Annotated in this window: 15 protein-coding genes; 8 read left to right on the forward strand and 7 right to left on the reverse strand. The window is 44.3% G+C overall.

Translation table 11 applies throughout. The features are described 5' to 3' along the window. The first annotated feature begins 157 nt into the window (after nucleotides 1-157). The 3 genes from GT360_RS06790 to GT360_RS06800 all read left to right on the forward strand — a co-directional run bounded on the left by GT360_RS06790 (nucleotide 158) and on the right by GT360_RS06800 (nucleotide 2,929). Nucleotides 158-916 carry an FCD domain-containing protein gene (locus tag GT360_RS06790; protein ID WP_164648143.1) on the forward strand — a complete coding sequence of 253 codons (759 nt, stop codon included), beginning with the start codon at nucleotides 158-160 and terminating at the stop codon, nucleotides 914-916. Between the two features lie 241 nt (nucleotides 917-1,157). Continuing rightward, nucleotides 1,158-2,429, forward strand: a complete 1,272-nt coding sequence (locus GT360_RS06795) for an oligosaccharide MFS transporter (protein ID WP_164648144.1) — start codon at nucleotides 1,158-1,160, stop codon at nucleotides 2,427-2,429. 29 nt (nucleotides 2,430-2,458) lie between these two features. Next, nucleotides 2,459-2,929, forward strand: coding sequence for a NanQ anomerase/TabA/YiaL family protein (locus GT360_RS06800; RefSeq protein ID WP_164648145.1), 471 nt, complete (start codon nucleotides 2,459-2,461; stop codon nucleotides 2,927-2,929). A 239-nt stretch (nucleotides 2,930-3,168) separates the two neighbouring features. On the opposite strand, the gene GT360_RS06805 is transcribed toward GT360_RS06800, so the two are convergent. The 4 genes from GT360_RS06805 to GT360_RS06820 form a co-directional block, all read right to left on the reverse strand. Continuing rightward, nucleotides 3,169-4,953, reverse strand: a complete 1,785-nt coding sequence (locus tag GT360_RS06805) for a methyl-accepting chemotaxis protein (RefSeq protein ID WP_164648146.1) — start codon at nucleotides 4,951-4,953, stop codon at nucleotides 3,169-3,171. A gap of 191 nt (nucleotides 4,954-5,144) precedes the next feature. Further along, nucleotides 5,145-6,152 (reverse strand): Ldh family oxidoreductase, encoded by a 1,008-nt coding sequence (locus GT360_RS06810; protein ID WP_164648147.1) that lies wholly within the window; start codon nucleotides 6,150-6,152, stop codon nucleotides 5,145-5,147. 18 nt (nucleotides 6,153-6,170) lie between these two features. Next, the gene (locus GT360_RS06815; protein WP_164648148.1) at nucleotides 6,171-7,187 is read right to left on the reverse strand and encodes a zinc-binding alcohol dehydrogenase family protein; all 1,017 of its coding nucleotides are present in this window, start codon (nucleotides 7,185-7,187) and stop codon (nucleotides 6,171-6,173) included. Nucleotides 7,188-7,209: 22 nt separating this feature from the next. Beyond that, nucleotides 7,210-8,670 carry a mannitol dehydrogenase family protein gene (locus GT360_RS06820; protein WP_164648149.1) on the reverse strand — a complete coding sequence of 487 codons (1,461 nt, stop codon included), beginning with the start codon at nucleotides 8,668-8,670 and terminating at the stop codon, nucleotides 7,210-7,212. Between the two features lie 351 nt (nucleotides 8,671-9,021). On the opposite strand from GT360_RS06820, the gene GT360_RS06825 reads away from it, so the two are divergent. Genes GT360_RS06825 through GT360_RS06835 form a run of 3 tightly spaced genes read left to right on the forward strand, consistent with a single transcriptional unit; the run spans nucleotide 9,022 to nucleotide 11,723 of the window. Then, entirely contained in the window at nucleotides 9,022-9,987 is a 966-nt protein-coding gene (locus GT360_RS06825) for a sugar kinase (RefSeq protein ID WP_164648150.1), read from the forward strand. Between the two features lie 12 nt (nucleotides 9,988-9,999). Then, entirely contained in the window at nucleotides 10,000-10,620 is a 621-nt protein-coding gene (locus GT360_RS06830) for a bifunctional 4-hydroxy-2-oxoglutarate aldolase/2-dehydro-3-deoxy-phosphogluconate aldolase (RefSeq protein ID WP_420825436.1), read from the forward strand. A 14-nt stretch (nucleotides 10,621-10,634) separates the two neighbouring features. Beyond that, complete coding sequence (locus GT360_RS06835) at nucleotides 10,635-11,723, forward strand: 3,6-anhydro-alpha-L-galactonate cycloisomerase (RefSeq protein WP_164648151.1); 1,089 nt, start codon at nucleotides 10,635-10,637, stop codon at nucleotides 11,721-11,723. Nucleotides 11,724-11,915: 192 nt separating this feature from the next. Here the strand turns inward: GT360_RS06835 and GT360_RS06840 are convergent, their stop codons facing one another. Next, a complete protein-coding gene (locus GT360_RS06840; protein WP_164648152.1) occupies nucleotides 11,916-15,116 on the reverse strand; it encodes an FG-GAP-like repeat-containing protein in 3,201 nt (1,066 codons plus the stop codon). A 232-nt stretch (nucleotides 15,117-15,348) separates the two neighbouring features. Here GT360_RS06840 and GT360_RS06845 point away from each other — a divergent pair, with 232 nt between their 5' ends. After that, nucleotides 15,349-15,783 carry a hypothetical protein gene (locus GT360_RS06845; RefSeq protein WP_164648153.1) on the forward strand — a complete coding sequence of 145 codons (435 nt, stop codon included), beginning with the start codon at nucleotides 15,349-15,351 and terminating at the stop codon, nucleotides 15,781-15,783. Between the two features lie 130 nt (nucleotides 15,784-15,913). Then, the gene (locus GT360_RS06850; RefSeq protein ID WP_164648154.1) at nucleotides 15,914-17,251 is read left to right on the forward strand and encodes an MATE family efflux transporter; all 1,338 of its coding nucleotides are present in this window, start codon (nucleotides 15,914-15,916) and stop codon (nucleotides 17,249-17,251) included. A gap of 66 nt (nucleotides 17,252-17,317) precedes the next feature. Here the strand turns inward: GT360_RS06850 and GT360_RS06855 are convergent, their stop codons facing one another. Continuing rightward, nucleotides 17,318-18,670, reverse strand: coding sequence for an MATE family efflux transporter (locus GT360_RS06855; RefSeq protein ID WP_164648155.1), 1,353 nt, complete (start codon nucleotides 18,668-18,670; stop codon nucleotides 17,318-17,320). A gap of 147 nt (nucleotides 18,671-18,817) precedes the next feature. Beyond that, entirely contained in the window at nucleotides 18,818-19,663 is an 846-nt protein-coding gene (locus tag GT360_RS06860) for a helix-turn-helix domain-containing protein (protein WP_164648156.1), read from the reverse strand. Nucleotides 19,664-19,894: the final 231 nt, after the last annotated feature.

Genomic DNA, 19,894 nt, shown 5'->3' on the forward strand with positions numbered 1-19,894 from the left:
CTAGTACTGCGCATTTCTTGTACTACAAATAGTTATCAAAAATGCGACCTACCGTACTATGCTCCGTATTGGTACACTGATACAATAAAATCTATAAATAAATCAATAGCACCTAGTAGACCGGAAGGTCAGATGAGTAGGTTGGGGTATTAGGACTATGAAACAGACGACAAAGCGCCGTTACTTTGATATCGGTCTACAAATCGAGGAACTTCTTTATTCCGGAGTGTTTAAGGCAGGGGAGAGGCTGCCGTCGGAGCGTGAGCTGAGTGAGCGATTTGAAACCAGTCGTGCTACCATTCGTGAAGCGATCATTATGCTTGAGCTCAAAGGTTTGGTAGTAGTTCGCCAAGGTGCAGGGATTTACTTCATTGACTCACCAGAGAAAATTACCTCTCGCACCATTGTACCTCACAATGATGTTGGGCCATTTGAGCTACTTCAAGCGCGTCAAATTATTGAGAGTAATATCGCTGGCTTTGCTGCAACTCAGATTAAAATCAATGAGTTAAGGGAGCTGAAGCGAGTTCTTCAAGAGCAAGAAAAAGAACTGGAAGGGGACAGTGAGCGTTTTGAAGAGCTCGACCGTCAGTTCCATACTTTGATTTCAGAATCGACTCAAAACCGTGTTCTAATCAATCAAGCAAGTGAGATGTGGCGCAGTGTTCGTACACAAAATCCGTTATGGAAAGCCCTGAACGATAAGTATTTGCATGAGAAAGAGCTCAAAGCGACGTGGTTAGAAGATCATAAGAAGATATTCATGGCATTACAAAAGCGTAATCCAGAAGAAGCAAAGCAAGCGGTTTGGGAGCACATTGAAAACAGTAAACAAGAGCTGTTGAAGATTGCGAGCTCCGACAATATGGAAGCTGATCTTGATGATTACTTCTTTGCTATGGATTTAGAAATCTAAACCCAACAACCATCATTTGATATGGGTTTTGCATCAGTAAAGCCCATACTTCGTTCTTTGAATACCCAGTTACTTTTTGTTCGTTTGTGATACCTGCTTCACATAAATACAAACAAAACCTCAGAATTCTGTCGCCTCAATCACTTTAAATTGGTTAACCATAAGGTAGTATGCACTACGTTATATTGGCTTTTGGTCGACCAATTAATTTTATTTTTTTAAGTGTAAGTGGTGAGTAAGCATGAAAACTGACTCTAATCGCATTGCGATGAGCAAAGTTTGCTTAATGTATTTTTTCTATAATTTCTTTTGGTCACTGAGTTCAGGATCACTTTTTTCAGTTTGGCTTAACGACACAGTGGGTATCGACGGATCTCAAATCGGTGTTTTGTTCGGTCTGCAAACCGGTATCGCCGTTCTATTCAAGCCTGGTTTCGGTTATGTGTTGGATAAACTGGGGCTGAAAAAGCACCTTGTTATCTTTATTTCTCTTCTAAGTATTCTCATTGGCCCTTTCTATATCTACGTGTATGGCCCGCTGCTCGCCAATGACTCTACGTTTGTGTTGGGTATCATTGTTGGTTCACTCTATTTAGGTATGTTGTTCCAAGCAGGAAGTGGCGTTATCGCTTCGTACAGTGATCGTTTTGCACGTTGTCATAGCAACGATTTTGGATTGGTAAACGGCTTTGGTATCGCTGCATGGGGCTTATCCGCTATTCTCGCTGGTTACCTATACAACATCGATCCAGACTTAATTTTTGTTGCGTGTAGCGTGTCAGCGGTATTGATGCTGCTGTGTGCAATGATGCTACGCGTGAAGCACCTTGATAACGTCGACAATGAGGTAGTGTCAGCAGAAAAAATCACTAAGCTTGATGTGTTTGAACTGTTTAAAAATCCTAAATTCTGGGCGTTTATGACGTATGCCGCCACGATATCAGTCGTGTTCTGGACGTCAATGAGTCAATTTACACGTTACTTTATTACTTTCTTCCCGACTCAAGAAGAGGGAATCACCTTCAGCTCAAACATGGATGGTCTCACTGCGGTGTTCCTGTTTGCGTTTAGTGCGAGTGTACCGTTTATCATCCGTCGTATTGGTGCAAAGGGCAGTTTGATTCTTACCGCTGCGGGCATCACTAGTTTTATGTTGCTTATTGGTTACGCAGGCTTGGGTGAAGAGAAGAATTTATACATGGCGATTGTCGCCAAATTATTGTTTGGCATTGTGAACCCGCTGCTGATTGTCTCTGTTTTTGCCTACATCGCTGAGCAGTTTGATAAGAAGGTCAACTCGTTTACCTACATGTTTGGTTTCCAAACCGTGAACAACATAATGACTGCAATTGCAGCACCTGTCATGGGAACCATGTATGACAGCCATGGTTTCGCTTGGAGCTACATCTATTTTGGCCTATTTGCTGCTGCAGCAACACTCATCGCAATGGTGACTTTGAGTTCCAAGAAGTCAGCGAACGTTGAAAACGAGTCTGAGCCATTGACCGCTTAATGACTCATTAACCTGAAAGGACAAAGGTTGTGTTATTTGGAAATGTTGAGAAGTTAGAGTTGGTGGATTATATCCACCCAACGATGAAAGCACTGATTCAAGAAGCATGGGCAATTGCTCATGATGAGACGAAGCAAGACGGCAAGCACGAGCTATCTTACCCTGGTTCGTTTGTTGTATTGGCTACAGCTGAAACCGAGCGAACAGAAGCGAGAAAAGCGGAATATCACAAAGAGTATATTGACGTGCAAATCCTCAAGGCAGGTGCAGAAAAGCTGGGATATTCGAATCGACTGTCTCAAGAAAGTCTTGAGTTGACTGCATTGGAGAACGATGTCGCTTTTCTAACAGATGTTGAAGATGAGCAGTTTGTAAGTTTAGGTAAAGGGGACTTTGCTGTCTTTTACCCTAACCAAGTTCATCGTCCGTTGTGCGCAGTTGACATGCCAAGCGAAGTGAACAAAGCGATAGTGAAAATACCCCATACACTATTAGTCTAGTGAGTTAGCAGTTTCTTTTGATGAAATCTCCGTCCTTTATGGCGGAGATTTTTTTTGAGTATTGGGTGACAACACTGAAGTCAATTGAAATAAGTGGCTTCACGTGCATGACGAACAACATGAGCGGAGCCTGCCCAGTCCTTCCAAAGCCTATGAGTATCGTTGATTCGCTGTTTTTAAATTACTACGGCAGCGCATGATATGGGCTGCCGTGGAAAGAGTGATATGCGATGTAGGAACTAGCTTAACTTAAACCGAGAGACCAAAGTCGTTAAGGATTGATTCGTGGTAGAAAGCTGCTCCATATTGTCTGTGGCTTGTTGTGTGTTGAGTTCCAGTGTGTGAACCATCTGATTCATCGAGGTCATATTGCTATCTATCTCAGTACTGACTTTAGTTTGCTCAGCTGCTGCTTGGGCGATTTGGGCACTTGTTTCACCAATTGCATTAATCGCGCTAATAACCTGCTTTAGAGAGTCCGTGATCTGAGTTGTCGATGCGGACGTTTCTCCACAGCGGTGCTGCGTTTCATTGAGTGAACTGACAACAGTCTCACTGCTTTGTTGTAGAGAGTTAAGCATCTCGTTGATCTGGCTTGTGCTGTCTTGAGTGCGAGCGGCTAAAGCTCTGACTTCGTCGGCCACGACAGCAAAGCCGCGCCCTTGTTCGCCTGCGCGAGCAGCTTCGATGGCAGCATTAAGAGCAAGCAAGTTCGTTTGCTCCGCAATTCCACCAATAACACTCAACACAGAGTGAATGCTTTCGACATTGGTGACCATAGAGTTAATTGAGCTCGACATGCCTTCAAACTCCTGATTGAGGGCATCAACCGTTGCGACTGCGGTTCTTACGACGTTATCACTCTGCTCTGCATGTGAAATGGCTTGTTGAGTCAGCTGAGCAGAATGAGAGGCACTTTGTGACACTTGTTCTGCCGTTGCACTCATCTCGGTTACCGCAGTTGCCGCGCGCTCCATTTCCTGATTGTGCTTTTGTGTCATCTCTTTATTTGAAAGAGTTTGAACATGCAGTTGGTTAATCTCGGTGGTGGAGTTTGTGCTAAGCCCCTGTACTTCACGTAACATGGCGTTGAGTTGGTCGATGAATCTATTGATGCTCTGTGCTATCTGACCTAAATCATCCTTGCTTTTTACTGTAAGTCTTTGTGTTAAGTCACCTTTACCGTTAGCAAGTTCTCCAACCAGAGAGCGGAGTTCGACAATCGGTTTGTAAGCGAAGTGAATGATAGTCATTCCGATAACAACGAGCAAACTTGCCGCAATCAAGGTCGTTATCAGTATTTTTTGATTCAGTGTGGAGGTATGCAGTTCAATGTAATCGTTGTCTACGTGGCCGATGATTTGCCATTGCTGATTGTCGAACTGGATGGGTAGAGTGGTCGCGGTAGTGTTAGAGGAGGTCTTATTGGAGAACAGAGGTTGATTTTTATCATCGAATAGTTCGATGAAACTGCCTTCTCGATTGAGCTTGGATAAACTGTCGAGGGAAGGCTGAAGGTTTATTTCAAAGATATCAATGCCGCCGCTGCTGTCTATTGAGGGGTGGGCAAGGGCGATAATTGGAAAACCATCTACATACTCAATTGAACCAATGTACTCGCTAGATTCTGCCAGAGCAGCAATTTCTCGGTAGCGGGTTTCTTGGTTGTCATTTAGTTCTAAAAAGGTGGGAGGGGTATTGGGGACAAAAGAAACAGATGGGTCGGGGCTGAACACCGAACCATAAAGCACCTTTGTAATCCGGTGGAAACCTGATGAGTCTAAAACTTGTGCTACATTCGACAAGTTGACGGGGATACTGTCGGCCAGTTGGATATAGCCAGATAACTGACTTTCGAGTTGCTGACTGATGAGGGATACCTGTGTTTGTATCGCTCGTGTATCAGACTCTACAAACTCGCTTTGGATAAAGTATCTTGAACTGAGAAAAGAGACCGTAATCGACGCAAGCAGCAAGGTAAGGATGACAGTAAATATTGTTGTTTTGAAAGATAACCGTTTCATGAGTTGTCCTTAGAAGTTTCACGCATTTATGAGTCACTAATGCCTTGTATGAATGAGTTATGAGTGGCAATAGCAAAGGGCTGTTGATACAAAAAAGGCTGCAGCCCGTGACTATCGACGGACTAGCAGCCAAACGTTAACTAACAATGGAGAGGTTAGTTAAAGAGGAGGACCCAAATCTAAGAGTGAACTTAGCTGATAAGGTAGTCATAGACGCCTTCGGCAACAGGAATACCGTGCTCTTCACACTGTGCTTTGTATTCCACCTGTGGATCATTTGGTGCTTTCACTCTTTCAACTCCTGGTACAGGACGGACTTCGCGTAGCTCGTGCATCATGACCGCCATTGTTGCTGAGAAAAGAGGTGTGCCCAGGCGAGTAGGGTCAATAATGATCACTAAGCTTGCCAGCTTACGCATTTTGTCGTATTCGCCATACATACGAGTGATGTGATTACCAAAGTTTGCACCCATCAGCACGCCAGTGAGGGCATCAATCGCCAGTGCAATACCAGACCCTTTGTGGCCCCCGAATGGCAATAGGTTTTCCACTTCATGTGGGTTAGTGGTTTCATTGCCGTCTTTATCGATCGCAAGACCTTTGCCAATTTCTTGTCCGGTCTCTTTAGCATGCAGCAGCTTACCAAAAGCAGTTGCACTCGTTGCCATATCGACAATCATTGGGTGAGAGCCTTCTACTGGGAAACCGAATGCAATTGGGTTAGTGCCCAAGAAACGTTCAGCACCACCGTGTGGCGCCACACAGGTATCTGTTTGCGTCATGGCAATTGCAATCATACCTTGTGACGTTGCTTGCTCCATAAAGTAAGATAGCGCGCCACAGTGAGAGGTATTTTTCACACTGACAAATCCAAGACCCGTTTCCGAAGCCATTTCAATACCATGCTCTGTTGCTGCGATGAGTGCCGAATGGCCCATACCATCATCAGAATCGAGTACAGCTACCGATGGTGAGACTTGTTCAATGCTGAATTTAGCCTCTTTGTTCAAACCACCAGCTGCCAGTCGAGTGCAATAATGTTCTACACGCATAACACCGTGAGAGTGAACACCCGTTTTATCGGCGTGCACTAAAACATCAGTCACTTCTTGTGCAGTCGCATGGTCAAGCCCGGCTAGAGTGAGTTTATTAAGGGCAAGCTCTCGGAGTTTTCCTTCATTAACACGTACAGTCGTCATAGTTTAATCCTTAGTCCCTTAAAAGTTGATAACGCCTTTAACCAAATCGCGGTTTTCGACCACGTCTTCTTTGTAGCGCTCACCGAACGTTTGGAAGTCGTAGTCTTTGTTTTTCATGATGTCTTGAGAAATCTTGCCTGCCGCCATCAGTTCAATCACTTTTTCAAAATCTTGGCGTGTTGCATTACGGCTGCTGAGTAGTGTGGTTTCTTTTTTGTGGAATGTAGGATCATCTAGCACCAAATCACCGATATAGAGGCCGATGAACACGATCTTACCGCCGTGGCGGATGAGCTCTACGCTGCGACTCATTGAGCCTTTGTTACCTGTAGCATCTAGCACAGTACATGGTAAGCGGCCGTTAAACGCATCCTTAAGTGCTGCTTCGTAGTTGTCCTCTAATGGGTTTAACGCAGGAACATTCAAGTGAGTTTCAACATGTTCACGACGACCCGCATCAACGTCTGCTACTACAACTGTTGCTCCTTCCGCTTTAGCAATGGCCGCTGCTGCAAGGCCAATAGGGCCAGAGCCTACCACTAGGACATTATTGCCTGTACGAACTTCTGCACGGCGCACTGCGTGTGCACTGATTGCAAAGCACTCAACCAATGAACCTTCTGATGCCGATACATTTTCAGGAAGTTTGACTAGGTTCTCTTCATATACAGCGAGGTATTCAGAGAAGCCACCGTCTTGGTGAACGCCATAGAGTGATACATTTTCACAGCAGTTCGTTTTTCCTTCTTCACAGGCAGCACAAGTGCCACAAGGAATGCATGGAATGACTGAAAAGCGTTCTCCGGTTTGGACTGATTGACACGCTTGCCCTACTTTTTCAGCAGTACCGCAAATCTCATGGCCAAGTACTCTAGGGTAAGAGAAAAATGGCTGGCGTCCTGCATATGCGTGAATGTCAGTACCACAAATACCTACAGCATTAATTTTTAGTAGAACTTCGTTGTCTTTGATTTCTGGGATGTCGCGCTCGATGTACTCAATAGAGTGAGGCTCATTACAAATTAGCGTTTTCATGTGAATGCCTTAAATTTCAAAATTAGTGGTTAAGCTCAGCAAACATCGCTTTGATGCCGTTCTCTTCGATTCGGTCGAAGGCGCTTAGTATTTGTTGTTTGAACAACTTGTGTTGCTCCGCGTTGTCACCAAAAACCTTCTCTACGCTAAGTAGTGTTTCTGCTGTGCTACGTTTGTTGTTGGACGCTGTCACAATCTCTGTAAATTGGTCTGCCAGTGGATCCGCGAGCTTTTCACCCGAGGTGATTGTGTTGATAACGTAGTGAATCCAGCCAGCGATAAGAACCGGTAGGCAGCGTGTTGTGATCCCGCGTTCGTGCAGCGTTAAGAACGGGTCGACTGCGCGTTGAGGCAGTTTTTGCGAGCCGTCCATCGCTATCTGTCCGGTCTTATGTTTGATGTTTTGATTGCTGAAGCGGTCGACAAGAAGCTCTGCATATTGCTCTAAGTCAACGCTCAAACTTGGGCTTAGAGATTTTGCTTGCTCTTCTTTCATAAGAGTGAGTGTGACTTTACGTAACTCTTCATCTTCCATACATTGGTAAATGAACTCGTAGCCAGCAAGTGTCCCGTTGTATGCAAGGAATGAGTGGCTGCCATTAAGCATACGAAGCTTCATCTCTTCATACGGTAGAACGTCGTCTACAAGCATAGCGCCAGCTTGATCCCAGTCTGGTCTACCAGCAACAAAGTTGTCTTCAACTACCCATTGACGGAAGTCTTCACAAACAACGCCACAAGGATCGCGGTAACCTGTTTCTTGCTCAATGACATCGAACTGGTCTTCTGTCATTGCAGGTACGATACGGTCAACCATGGTGCTAGGGAACGATGCATTTTCTTGGATCCAGGCACACAAGTCTGGGCTACAAAGCTCTGCAAAGTTCAATACAGCATCACGAGTTAGATGGCCGTTTTCAGGGATGTTGTCACAAGACATCACACTGAATGCTGGCAAGCCAAGTGCTTTACGCTGTCTCAACGCTTCGGTAATCAGGCCAATCGCTGACTGTGGTTGAGTCGGGTTATCAAGATCGTGAGCAATTAGTGGGTTAGAAGTATCAAGAACACGTGATTGTGGGTCGACACAGTAACCTTTTTCAGTGATGGTTAAAGAGACGATTTTAACTTGTGGTTCAATGAGCTTATCAATTGCCGTTTTGATACCAGTATCTGGAGTATGAATATAGTCAGTCACCGTGCGAACCAAACGAGTTTCCGTTTCGGTTGCCGATTTTTCTACGACAGTAAATAGTCCTTGCTGAGCTCGTAGGTCATTAATCAGATCTAAAGGACCAAACATATTGATCTCGCAAATACCCCATCGAGACCCCGTGATGTCATTTGTTAAGTCGTTATAAACAGCTTGATGTCCGCGGTGAAAAGCACCGAAACCAATATGCACAATGTTTGTTTCTAGTTCTTCACGAGCATACGAAGTCTTTGCTGTGTATCTCGCTTTCTCAATATCTAAACCGTTCATGTTCAACCTTTGGAGTTAATTGATTAACCAATGCGTTATTTATACTGCGCCAATGAGGTAATTTCAGTGACCAATGTCACGAAGAATATACCAAAGAGAGATAATTGGTCAACCAGATGGTGGTTTAGTGTGTTTTTTGTGATGTGCTTAACGTTGTATGGCTGTTTATACACGCAACTTTTCTAAAGCCATACTCTTTATAAGGCCTAAAAAGAGAACTGTGATCTCGGTTGGTAAATCAAAGTTTATATTGGTTGACCAAATATCTTGACTACCTTAGTATTTGATGTATTCCTTTGCTGTCGGGTACTGCAGCAAGATAAATAGATTGAATAACGAGGTTTTGTGACAATGAGTGTGGAATTAGAACAAAGTCAGGAAGCTGGCTTTAGCGAAATTTTAAGTTTTGGTGAGCCAATGTTTGAATTTAGCCAAGTTGGTCAGGCAGGTTCAGGGGAAGCAGACTTTTTGAGTGGTTTTGGTGGTGATGCATCAAACTTTGCTATTGCAGCAGCACGGCAGGGTGCTTCAGTAGGGATGCTGACACAACTTGGTGATGATGAGTTCGGCAAACGTTTCCTCGACCTATGGCAACAGCAAGGTGTAAGCAGTCGTGCTGTTAAGACATTGGGCAACAAAGCCACTGGCGTTTACTTTATTACACATGATGAAGAAGGCCATCATTTCTCATTTCTTCGCAAGAACTCAGCGGCGAGCTTAATCACACCACAAGACCTACCAACACAAGCGATTGCGAACGCAAAACTGCTTCACGTGACGGCAATTACTCAAGCTATCAGTGATTCAAGCTGTGACTCAGTTTTTGCTGCGATTGAGACTGCGAAGGAGAATGGTACACAAGTTTCTTACGATACTAACTTGCGTCTCAAACTGTGGTCTCTACAGCGCGCTCGTGCCATTATCAACGAGACAGCTTCACTGGTTGATGTGTGTTTCCCTAGCGTCGATGAGGCTCGTTTAGTCACAGGACTAGAGCATGCAGATGACATCATTGATTTCTATCTTAAAGCGGGCGCGAAAGTCGTTGTGCTTAAGCAGGGGGGTGATGGTGCTACCGTAGCGGATGAACATAGCCGTCACTTTATTCGCCCACACAAGGTCACGCCAGTAGACGCGACAGCCGCAGGTGATTCTTTTGCCGGATCTTTCTGTACTCATTACGTCAAAGGTGAGTCTCTGAAACAGTGTTTAGCTTATGCCAATGCGACGGCTTCAATCACGATCACAGGTTACGGTGCAGTAGCGCCTTTACCGACTTTTGAACAAGTTCTTGCAAGAATTAATGAATCGAAATAAGGAAATGAAATCATGGATCTTAATCAACGCCTAGCGCAGCTTAAGGTTGTGCCTGTTATTGCCATCGACAATGCACACGATATTTTACCGTTGGGCAAAGCACTGTTAGAAAATGGTTTACCAGTAGCGGAAATCACATTTCGATCTGATGCAGCGGTTGAAGCGATTCGTTTATTACGTGATGCATATCCAGATATGTTAATTGGTGCAGGAACAGTGCTGAATGAATCGCAAGTAATCGAAGCGAAAAAAGCAGGTGCAGACTTTATTGTTTCTCCAGGTTTGAACCCGAGCACAGTAAAAGCGTGTCAAAAACATAAAATAACCATCGTTCCAGGCGTTAACAGCCCTTCGTTGGTTGAGCAGGCTTTAGAGCTGGGTGTTGATACAGTGAAATTCTTCCCAGCAGAGGCATCAGGTGGTTTAGCCATGCTCAAGTCTCTGCTTGGCCCTTATCGGCAAATCAAAGTGATGCCAACTGGTGGCATCAATCAAAATAATATTCATGATTATCTAGCTCTCCCTGCCGTACTGGCATGTGGCGGCACATGGATGGTTGACAAGTCACTTGTGAACGACGGAGCTTGGGACGAAATTGGCCGTTTGGTCAGAGAGATTGTCGCGGCAGTATAAAATAGGTATTTACAATGAACACAACAATTAAAGACATTAAAACAAGACTGTTTAAGATCCCGTTAAAGGAAATTTTGTCCGACGCTAAACATGGTGACCATGACCATTTTGAACTGATCACAACAACAGTGACACTTGAAGATGGTTCTCAAGGTACGGGGTATACCTACACAGGTGGTAAAGGTGGTTATTCGATTAAAGCCATGCTTGAGCACGATATTCAACCAGCGTTAATCGGAAAAGATGCGACTCAGATTGAAGAGATTTATGACTTTATGGAGTGGCATATCCACTACGTGGGGCGTGGTGGTATATCAACTTTTGCGATGTCTTCGGTAGATATCGCCCTTTGGGATTTGAAAGGTAAGCGTGAAGGGTTACCGCTATGGAAAATGGCTGGTGGCAAAAACAACACGTGCAAAGCGTACTGTGGTGGTATTGATCTTCAGTTCCCTCTAGAGAAACTATTGAACAATATCCGTGGTTACCTCGAAAGTGGTTTTAATGCCGTTAAGATCAAGATCGGCCGTGAAAATATGCAAGAAGACATCGACCGTATTAAGGCGGTTCGTGAACTGATTGGTCCTGACATTACCTTCATGATCGACGCTAATTATTCTTTGACAGTAGAGCAAGCCATCACGCTTTCTAAAGCCGTCGAGCAATATGATATTACTTGGTTTGAAGAACCCACTCTTCCTGATGATTATAAAGGTTTCGCGGAGATTGCTGACAACACTTCTATCCCGTTGGCTATGGGTGAAAATCTTCATACTATCCATGAGTTTGGTTACGCGATGGACCAAGCAAAGCTTGGTTACTGTCAACCAGATGCCTCGAACTGTGGTGGTATTACCGGTTGGTTAAAAGCGGCGCATTTAATCACTGAAAATAACATCCCAGTATGTACACACGGCATGCAAGAGCTTCACGTGAGTTTGGTATCAGCGTTTGATACAGGCTGGCTTGAGGTACATAGTTTTCCGATCGATGAATACACCAAGCGTCCATTGGTGGTTGAAAACTTCCGTGCTGTTGCTTCAGATGAACCAGGTATCGGTGTTGAGTTTGATTGGGATAAGATCGCACAATATGAGGTCTAGAGTGCGTGAATTGCTGAGATAGTGATTTTCACGTTGCTGATAGTAAAAACGCCCACTGCAGTGAGACTGCAATGGGCGTTTTTTTATTCAAAAGCATCTTGTTGTCTTTAGAGTCTTTCTCACTAAATAGAGTTCACACTTCGCGAATTACCAAAAAGCCAACCTCAAAGTTGGCTTATTGATGGCTATGGGTTAGTCGCACTCGACGATAGTAATGTCTCCCGGGGCCCAACCGATACCTCTTTCATTATATTTGCCGCTGTCATTTACAAACTCAACAAACAAGAAGTGGAAATGTCCCTCAGGTAAGTCAGCAGTTGGTACAACCAATGAGTTGGTCAAGTCAAAGTCGACACTAGCTTCACCATAAGGTTGTAGGGCAGAGCTTGGGTCAGAAATGATGTAATCATTGACTAACCCCCAACTCGCGTTCATTTCTCTTAACCTAAATGTCAAGCCGTTATCATTAACGACAGATCCAGAACCAGCGTGGAAGTTGGCTGTCACTGTGAGTGGTTTATTCGTACACAACTCTGGTCCCATATACTTACTGTTGTCATCAAAAGTAACATCAGACTCATACCATTTCTCGATACTAAGCTCTATTGAATCGGTAATGTTGCCAGGTATTTGTGCGCCATTGGCGACAACCGTAATCTCTGCGATGCCTTCACTTAGTCCCATGACGGAGCCACTCTCGGACACAGTCGCTATTTCCGGCGCTGATGACACCCAGGTCAATGAAGTGTCATCTGGTGTTTCTCCCGGTTCGCTTGAAGTGAGTTCTGTCGATATATGGAGAGTTTGACCAATAAACACAGGATTACTTTCAGTCGTGATTTTAACGTCAGTGACATAGATAGGGTCAAAGTCGCCAACACGAATAAGTATCGAAGCCGATACGTTGGAATCGACACTAGATGTGACCTCAATGATAGTTTCACCTTGAGCAACTGCTGTGACTAAACCGCCGCTTGATACCGTTGCCACATTAGAATCACTGGATGTGTAAGTGACACTATTGTCGGCATTTAAAGGACCAAATGTGGGCATGATTTGATATTGCGTGTCTGGACGCAGTTTACGCTCTTCTCTACCTAGTTCGATATCGACAGGTTTTGGCATGGATGCGTTGTCACTCGTTACTCTCTCATTGATTGTCACATCGTTTAGGTATACGACCTCACCGTTTCGCCATGTGATGGATATCTCTTCAATCGTTTCGCTTTTACCTAGCCCAAAATGAACCGTATTAAGTAAGCTTTGAGAAAAGTTCTCTCCCGCTGAACCAACTCGTCGAGTTTGAGTGCTTTGCTCCGTCTTAACCGTGACAACAGCAGACATCGGGTCAAGATTTTCTAGTGGACTGTAGCCAACATGAACGAGAGTATGATTGCCGACGCCTTCAGTTTGGTTTTTATACAGATACCATATGCCGTCTTCGCTGCCATTTAAAAGGTCGACTTTACCATCACGGGTGAGAGCAAATGCTTGCCCCATGTCGCCATGGCCTGGGTCATTGACATCATGAGCACCATGCATTTGTGTCACTTCAAACTGTCCATTGCCATCGTTGATGAGTAAGTAGTCGGTTACGCGTTCCTTAAGGTAACCGTAACGATGGACGAATATGTCGTTATATCCACTGTTGTTGAAGTCACCATAGGTCACACCCCAGTGATTACCACCTTTAGGTAGATTCCAGTTTGCGGTTTCGTCAATAAATCTGCCTTCATGGTTGATAAGCAAAACATCTTGCTGATTGCGGTTTTGAGGCTCCCATGCCGTGGTCACATCTTTGATATCATCGAGTGTAAAAGCGATTTGCCAGAATACATCAGAGTCTTTCACCCACTCAACATTCCATATGTCGTCGCCTACGTAGCCAATATAGATACCATTGGCTTCACGTTCACTCGGCCAGCCTAAAGCATCTTCTGGTGATATTTCTAAGTCGTCTGGTAGCGTGTAATAGTCTTCAACTTTGACAACGTCGTGAGCGGTTTTATTTTCCCCTAGCATGATTGGAAAGCCACCATCATATTGACGATAGGTAAGATGAAGGTCTTTTAGAGTAAACGCATTATCGACGGTAAGCTGCATTGACTTTCTACCTTTATTACCGTCGTCATTGAGGTCAAGCGTCTGTTTTATTGGATTAAAATCCAGAGAGCGGTCGGAAAGTTGGTAGTGGGGAAGACCTTTTGATAAATATATATCGGGTAAGCCGTTACCTGTGACATCGACATCAGCTGCTGCTTGGACTTGCCATGTTTGACGAACACTTTCTGGTAGAACAGCATCGGTAACATCGGTAAATGTGAAATCACCATTGCCTTTCCATAGCGTCATGGGTGTCAAAAACAACAGGTCATCAATGCCATCGCCATCAAAATCAATAACTAAGGCTCTTTCAGTATTGGCTTTTTCAATACCCGGGACGTCAATTCGACTGAACGTCCCATCTAGGTTGTTTTTATAAAATAGGTGTTGAGCACCACTATCGCCGTTTATACCTTCAGCGTTGATGAAAACAAGGTCCAAATAACCATTGCCATTCATGTCCATGAATCTTGCGCCACGTCCACGAGCACTTTCAGTGATGCCAACTTCTTGATAGGACTCTGTTAAGTTGTCACCATCATTGACAAAAAAGTCTGGGAATGAAGGTGCAGTACCATTGCCACCGCCTCGAGTTACGATAATTCCTAGGTCACCGGAACGGTCATAATCAGCCGCTGCGGTGCCGTGCATATCGCCCCATGATAAAGAACCATCCCAATCTCCAGTATGGAGGGTAAATGTACCGTCTTGATTGCTCCAATAGAGCTGATTGGTGGGTCGCCAGTTATGATTGTTGAGTATTAAGTCGTAGTATCCGTTGTTGTTAATGTCAGCGACGGTTGGACCACCATATTTTGGTAGGTTCAGTTGGTCACGTATTCCTGATTGCTCAGCAATGTCCTTAAACTGTGGGAGTAAGACATCTGGTCGTTCGCTAAATTCGATTTTGTTGACTGTTATTTCGCTGCCTCGAGCGTAAACCTTAATCGTTTTGGTGCCACTGCTCCCAACGTTTACAAGAGCATTTATGTGGTTTGTGCCAGATGATGGCACATCGATGTTGTCAATCGCAACGACATCATCGATGTAAAGAGACAGATTTGCATAGGAGCTGTCGATATCCAGTTCTAGGTCAACCCTTTGAACTTGAGATCCAGTGACTTCTCTTGAAATGGTAACGGGTTCAAAAATACCAACGGTAAAAGAGCCGTCAGAGGGGGGAGGCGTTTCTGGTGTGTTGTCGCTTCCGCAAGCAGCAAGCGTCGCTAAGGCGAGTGCAACAACAGATAGTTCAAAACGCTTAGTAAAGCGTTTAGTCGTGTAGGGCATGTTTAATCCTTATCATTTTGTTGTAGGCATAGAACGAACCGTTCAATAGGATTTAAACTTTTGGTGAAACTTTACTCAATATTGGTTGATTTATTGTGCGATAAAGATCTTATTTGGTTGACCAGTCTTGTGCGTGAGATCTGGTTTTGGTGCTTAGGGACTCGTAGTTTTAACTAAAGTTTGTCATTGTCTATTTTGATGTGTTGGGCTAGCAGTAAACAGAGGTATCTTTATGATGTATCTAAATAAAATGGGTGTAACTGCGGTTCTCTTAGGTTTACTGAATACCAGTATTGCTTTTGCGTGCAGTGATGGCCGTTTCCATGGTAATCATGACCCCATATTGAATAGACCAATTCCAATGCCTGAAGGAACGAGTTTATCAACACCTAGGATTATCGAGCTCATTGACAGAGAGTTTACGTATGAGGTGAAAATTGAAGCGGAATATGAGTTTGAAGAACTAGCGATAAAAATTGCACCAGGACCTGGCGTGGTGCCGAATGAAAGCTCATTTGGAGTTTTTGAAGAGCTTCAGCATTTAACGGTATCAGCTAAAGCGGCTGCGAATGTGATGACAATGACATCAGTGCAGGTTGTCGGGATCTATCAAGGGCAAGAATTCAATGAGTTTCGATTCGTAACCGCTAGGCCATCAAAAAGATAATCTGTATGCGATTTTTGGGTGAGTATCAGACATAAGTTTGTTGAAACTCAGTAGATATTGGGTTTGCCATTCTCGACAATAGCGCTGATTTTAGTAATAATTCGCGCCCCAAGTTCGACTCACTCTTATCATGCCCTCATCTAAAGACGACCTTAATCAAGCCCCAATCGCTCAGACTTTTCATCGCTATCTGATTCCAGCAATAGCGGGGATGCTAATAAAGTGCGTATTTATATTTATCGATACGCTGTTCATTGGACGACTTGTAGGGTCTGATGCTTTAGGTGCGGTGTCACTGGTGATTCCGTACTTTTCTGTATTTACTGCAATTGCGATGATGTTTGGCATTGGTGGGGCGACTTGGATGTCTATCGAGATGGGAAAAAGAAATCTCGAAAAAGGACAAGACATCTTTTCTCAAACACTGACCCTGTCTCTTTTCGTATTTACTCTTTTATCAGCAGTATGCTGGTTCACTCTTGATGCTATTCTGGTGACGATGGGGGCTGAGGGACCCATATACGATTTAAGCCGAGAGTATATGGTTTATCTGTTACCTTTTCTCACTTGTTATAGCCTGGTGTGGGTACTGTCGAGTTTTATTCGAAATGATAGAAACCCAAAACTGGCGATGATCGCCATGGTCTCTGGCGCACTGGTCAATATCATTTTTGATACGGTATTCATCTGGTGGTTGGATATGGGAGTCGGTGGGGCAGCGCTTGCCACTGGATTGTCACAGTGTGTCATGATCGCGATTTTACTGAGTCACTTCTTTTCAAACAAGGCACGTCACACGCTGGTACTTCGTCTAGCCCGAATGTCGCGAGAAACCTGTTTAAAAGTGTGCCAAATCGGTACTCCCAGTTTCTTTATTGAGTTGGCTTTGACCATCACGATTGTTGTATTCAATGTCGTCTTACTCAATTATTACGGTGAAGATTATCTTATTGCGTACAGTTTAAGTTTGAACTTAGGTGTGTTTGCTCTATTTATTCTGTTGGGTATCTCTCAAGCTTGTCAGCCCCTAATCAGTTACAACCATGGAGCTGGGAGTAGTCAAAGAGTCCAACAAAGCCTTCACTTAGCTGTGAAGTATGGTGTGTTGACTGGGCTTATTTTAGCCACTCTGGCGTTGTTGTTTTCAACCCAAATGGTGCAGTGGTTTATTGTTGATGATAGTCAGTTAATCAACTTATCAAGTGACGCAGTCCGATGGTATTTCCTCGCCGCCCCAATCATGGCGATTAACATCATCATCTCGACCTATTTTCAGGCGTTAGCTAAGCCTAGGCAATCATCGGTTCTATCTTTGCTGAGAGGCTTGGTGTTTGTATTGACTGCGCTATTTATTCTACCGAGCATTTGGGGAAGCGCTGCGATTTGGTGGTCATTTGTGTTTGCAGAAACAATGACGGTAGGGTTCAGTATTTATTACTTCAATCGTTTGAAGCATGAAGGGTATTGATTGGCCGCTAAATCGAGAGCGACCAACATACCCAAAAAATAATGAAGTCGATGAATAAGCCGAAGATCAGTGGCTAGACACGAGAGAGTAGCGTTTCCAATGCATGGAACGCCAGCGAATAAACATGATTGAACTCCGTACCCACTCATCGGCAGCGATGGCTAACCATACGCCCAGAACACCCACTCCCCAGTGCAAACCAAGCAGGTAGCCCAGCGTTACCGAAACGCCCCACATGATCAAAATACCCATTTTGACCGTGTAGTTGACGTCACCAGCACCTTTTAAGGCTGAGATAAATATCAAGTTACCAACCCTTCCAGACTCAATCAGTAAAGAGGCAATTAGCAAGGTGGCCAGCAGTGAAGCGATGTGGGGGTCTTGAGTGAAGAGACGAATGATCGGTTCGCGGACCAGAATAACGATACCGATCGCAGTAATCGAAGTCACTACTCCAACGAAGTAGTATTTGTGGACTCGCGCAAATATTTCATATAACCACTGCTTACCAACGAAATAACTTGTCTGAATCTGAGTTGCTTGCCCCAGCGCCAAAGCAAAAGTAAACGTGACCCTAGTGATGTTTTGTGCATAGGTGTATGCGGCTAGTGAGGCCGTACCTAGTTGAACAACGATATACACCAATGCAATTTGAGAGAGGTTGTAGGAGAGTATTTCACCACCATTCATCACACCAATTTTTAATATCTGTCGGTAGATAGATGCTGGAATCGTGCGCCATGCTTTGAATGGAAACTGAATATCAGTACTTCTTAAAACGAAAATCAATAGTATCGTAGTCACAATCTGGCTGAATACGGTAGCGATTGCCACACCAGTAATACCGTAAACGGGTAGCCCGAAGGGTTGATAGAGAGCAATGTAATTACCAATAATGTTCAAGATGCCAGCGATGAGGTTGATGACCATGGGGGAGCGCGAGTAACCGTGACTGCGCAATATGGTGGTCAAGATAACGCTGAACGTCAAATTGAAGGTAAAAACGCCGCTAATGACAAAGTAGTCCACCCCCATTTTTGCAACGTCAGGTTCAAGACCAAAAACATCGACGATGCTTTCAGCGCCCACAAACATAAGAAAGCTGAGCATAATGCCGACGGTCAAACCCAATATCATGCTAGCCAGTCCAACTTGGCCGGACTGTTCAGTTTGTTGTGCCCCGTTATATTGAGCAATGAGAATTCCGGTACCACTGCTGACCATGATAGAGATAACAATTAGAAAGAAAACGATCTGTGACACGACACCGACAGCCGATACGGCAAGGTCAGAATAGCCAGAGAGCATGAAAACGTCGGTAACACCTAACGCACTTCTAAGCAGCGTTTCAATGAATATTGGCCAAGTTAGGGCGACGATATTCATTCTCCCTTCGAGGGATTGAGATTTTGAGGACATGAATGAAATCCTGTTGGAAAACAGTAAGGGCTGAACCGAGAAGAGAAAACAGAAAATCGGTTAACCAATTAGGTTTGATTATTTTGGTACAAAAATCAGACAAAAACCTTGCAGTAGAGCACAAAATTTCGACGAATAGGCAATGAATTAGTCGGTAAAAATCGCGGTCATTTTGCGATAAGCACTTGGCGAAGTGCCGTGTAACTGTTTGAAGTTACGATTGAAGCTCGAAACGGTTGGAAAACCAACGCGAAATCCAATATCAGCGACGCCAAGTTTTGTTTCGATTAATAGGGTTGCGGCGGCCTCGGCACGAATCTGCGTAATATAGCTCATGGGGGATTGCCCTGTTTGTTGTTTAAAGGCTCGGCAGAACGCATTTTTGTTCATGCTGGTCCGGTTCGCCAGGACTTCTAAGTCAAACTCTCGATGATAGTTGTGATGCATCCAGTCAATCGATGCAGATATTTTCGTGCTAGGTTGCACTTCGAGTTGGGCATCAACATGGTTCGCTAGATACTCGCACTGTCCATGTCGACTGATATCGGAGAGCAAAGAGAGGAACTGAATGACCGAACTGACGCCATTGCTGCCTATCAGTGATGAGACATTGTCAAATAGATAACTCGGAGCCGAACGTATGACCAACCCATGCCGCGAGTCTGAGATCATCTGTGCAATACGCGATAACTCAGGCGTATCAGAAAATAGGCTACCAAAACAGTCGGGTGTAAATTGAAGCACATAAGAGCAGAGAGGTTTCTTTGAGTCAGTCGCGTGAGAGGTGAAACGGTGAGGAATATCGGCGCCAATTAAAAAGAGATCACCTTCTTTGAAACTTGCGGTGCTACTGCCAACCAGTACCTCTCCATGCCCCTTAGTGATAAATACCAGTTCAGTTTCATGGTGAAAGTGATAAGGGTGTTCGAATTCTGCAGATTCAAATTGGTATGCAGTGAACGAGCGATCTCTTCTTGTTATGGTTTCAGCCATTGCTTTCAAAGAAGGTACCCTCAGTGTCGTCATATAGATAGGTATAGAATAAAGACTATAGATCAATAGGGTAAGTGATCGGTTTCACGGTTTTGTTTAATGCTAATTATTGATCATTTTGCGCAAATTTCTGCGCAGATCGTTTGTTTATATCACTCTATGATAATCACAGTGACTGGAATGGTGGCTCACAGGTAATCAATTCTGAAATATCACGACTGATTATAATAC

Origin of the sequence: Vibrio astriarenae, from assembly GCF_010587385.1 — a bacterium.
Classification (GTDB): domain Bacteria; phylum Pseudomonadota; class Gammaproteobacteria; order Enterobacterales; family Vibrionaceae; genus Vibrio; species Vibrio astriarenae.

What these genes read in the sequence shown, in the direction of transcription:
- GT360_RS06790 (WP_164648143.1), top strand. Translation starts at nt 158, where the DNA reads ATGAAACAGACGACAAAGCGCCGTTACTTTGATATCGGTCTACAAATC.
- GT360_RS06795 (WP_164648144.1), top strand. Translation starts at nt 1,158, where the DNA reads ATGAAAACTGACTCTAATCGCATTGCGATGAGCAAAGTTTGCTTAATG.
- GT360_RS06805 (WP_164648146.1), bottom strand. Translation starts at nt 4,953, where the DNA reads ATGAAACGGTTATCTTTCAAAACAACAATATTTACTGTCATCCTTACC.
- GT360_RS06810 (WP_164648147.1), bottom strand. Translation starts at nt 6,152, where the DNA reads ATGACGACTGTACGTGTTAATGAAGGAAAACTCCGAGAGCTTGCCCTT.
- GT360_RS06815 (WP_164648148.1), bottom strand. Translation starts at nt 7,187, where the DNA reads ATGAAAACGCTAATTTGTAATGAGCCTCACTCTATTGAGTACATCGAG.
- GT360_RS06820 (WP_164648149.1), bottom strand. Translation starts at nt 8,670, where the DNA reads ATGAACGGTTTAGATATTGAGAAAGCGAGATACACAGCAAAGACTTCG.
- GT360_RS06825 (WP_164648150.1), top strand. Translation starts at nt 9,022, where the DNA reads ATGAGTGTGGAATTAGAACAAAGTCAGGAAGCTGGCTTTAGCGAAATT.
- GT360_RS06830 (WP_420825436.1), top strand. Translation starts at nt 10,000, where the DNA reads ATGGATCTTAATCAACGCCTAGCGCAGCTTAAGGTTGTGCCTGTTATT.
- GT360_RS06835 (WP_164648151.1), top strand. Translation starts at nt 10,635, where the DNA reads ATGAACACAACAATTAAAGACATTAAAACAAGACTGTTTAAGATCCCG.
- GT360_RS06840 (WP_164648152.1), bottom strand. Translation starts at nt 15,116, where the DNA reads ATGCCCTACACGACTAAACGCTTTACTAAGCGTTTTGAACTATCTGTT.
- GT360_RS06845 (WP_164648153.1), top strand. Translation starts at nt 15,349, where the DNA reads ATGATGTATCTAAATAAAATGGGTGTAACTGCGGTTCTCTTAGGTTTA.
- GT360_RS06850 (WP_164648154.1), top strand. Translation starts at nt 15,914, where the DNA reads ATGCCCTCATCTAAAGACGACCTTAATCAAGCCCCAATCGCTCAGACT.
- GT360_RS06855 (WP_164648155.1), bottom strand. Translation starts at nt 18,670, where the DNA reads ATGTCCTCAAAATCTCAATCCCTCGAAGGGAGAATGAATATCGTCGCC.
- GT360_RS06860 (WP_164648156.1), bottom strand. Translation starts at nt 19,663, where the DNA reads ATGGCTGAAACCATAACAAGAAGAGATCGCTCGTTCACTGCATACCAA.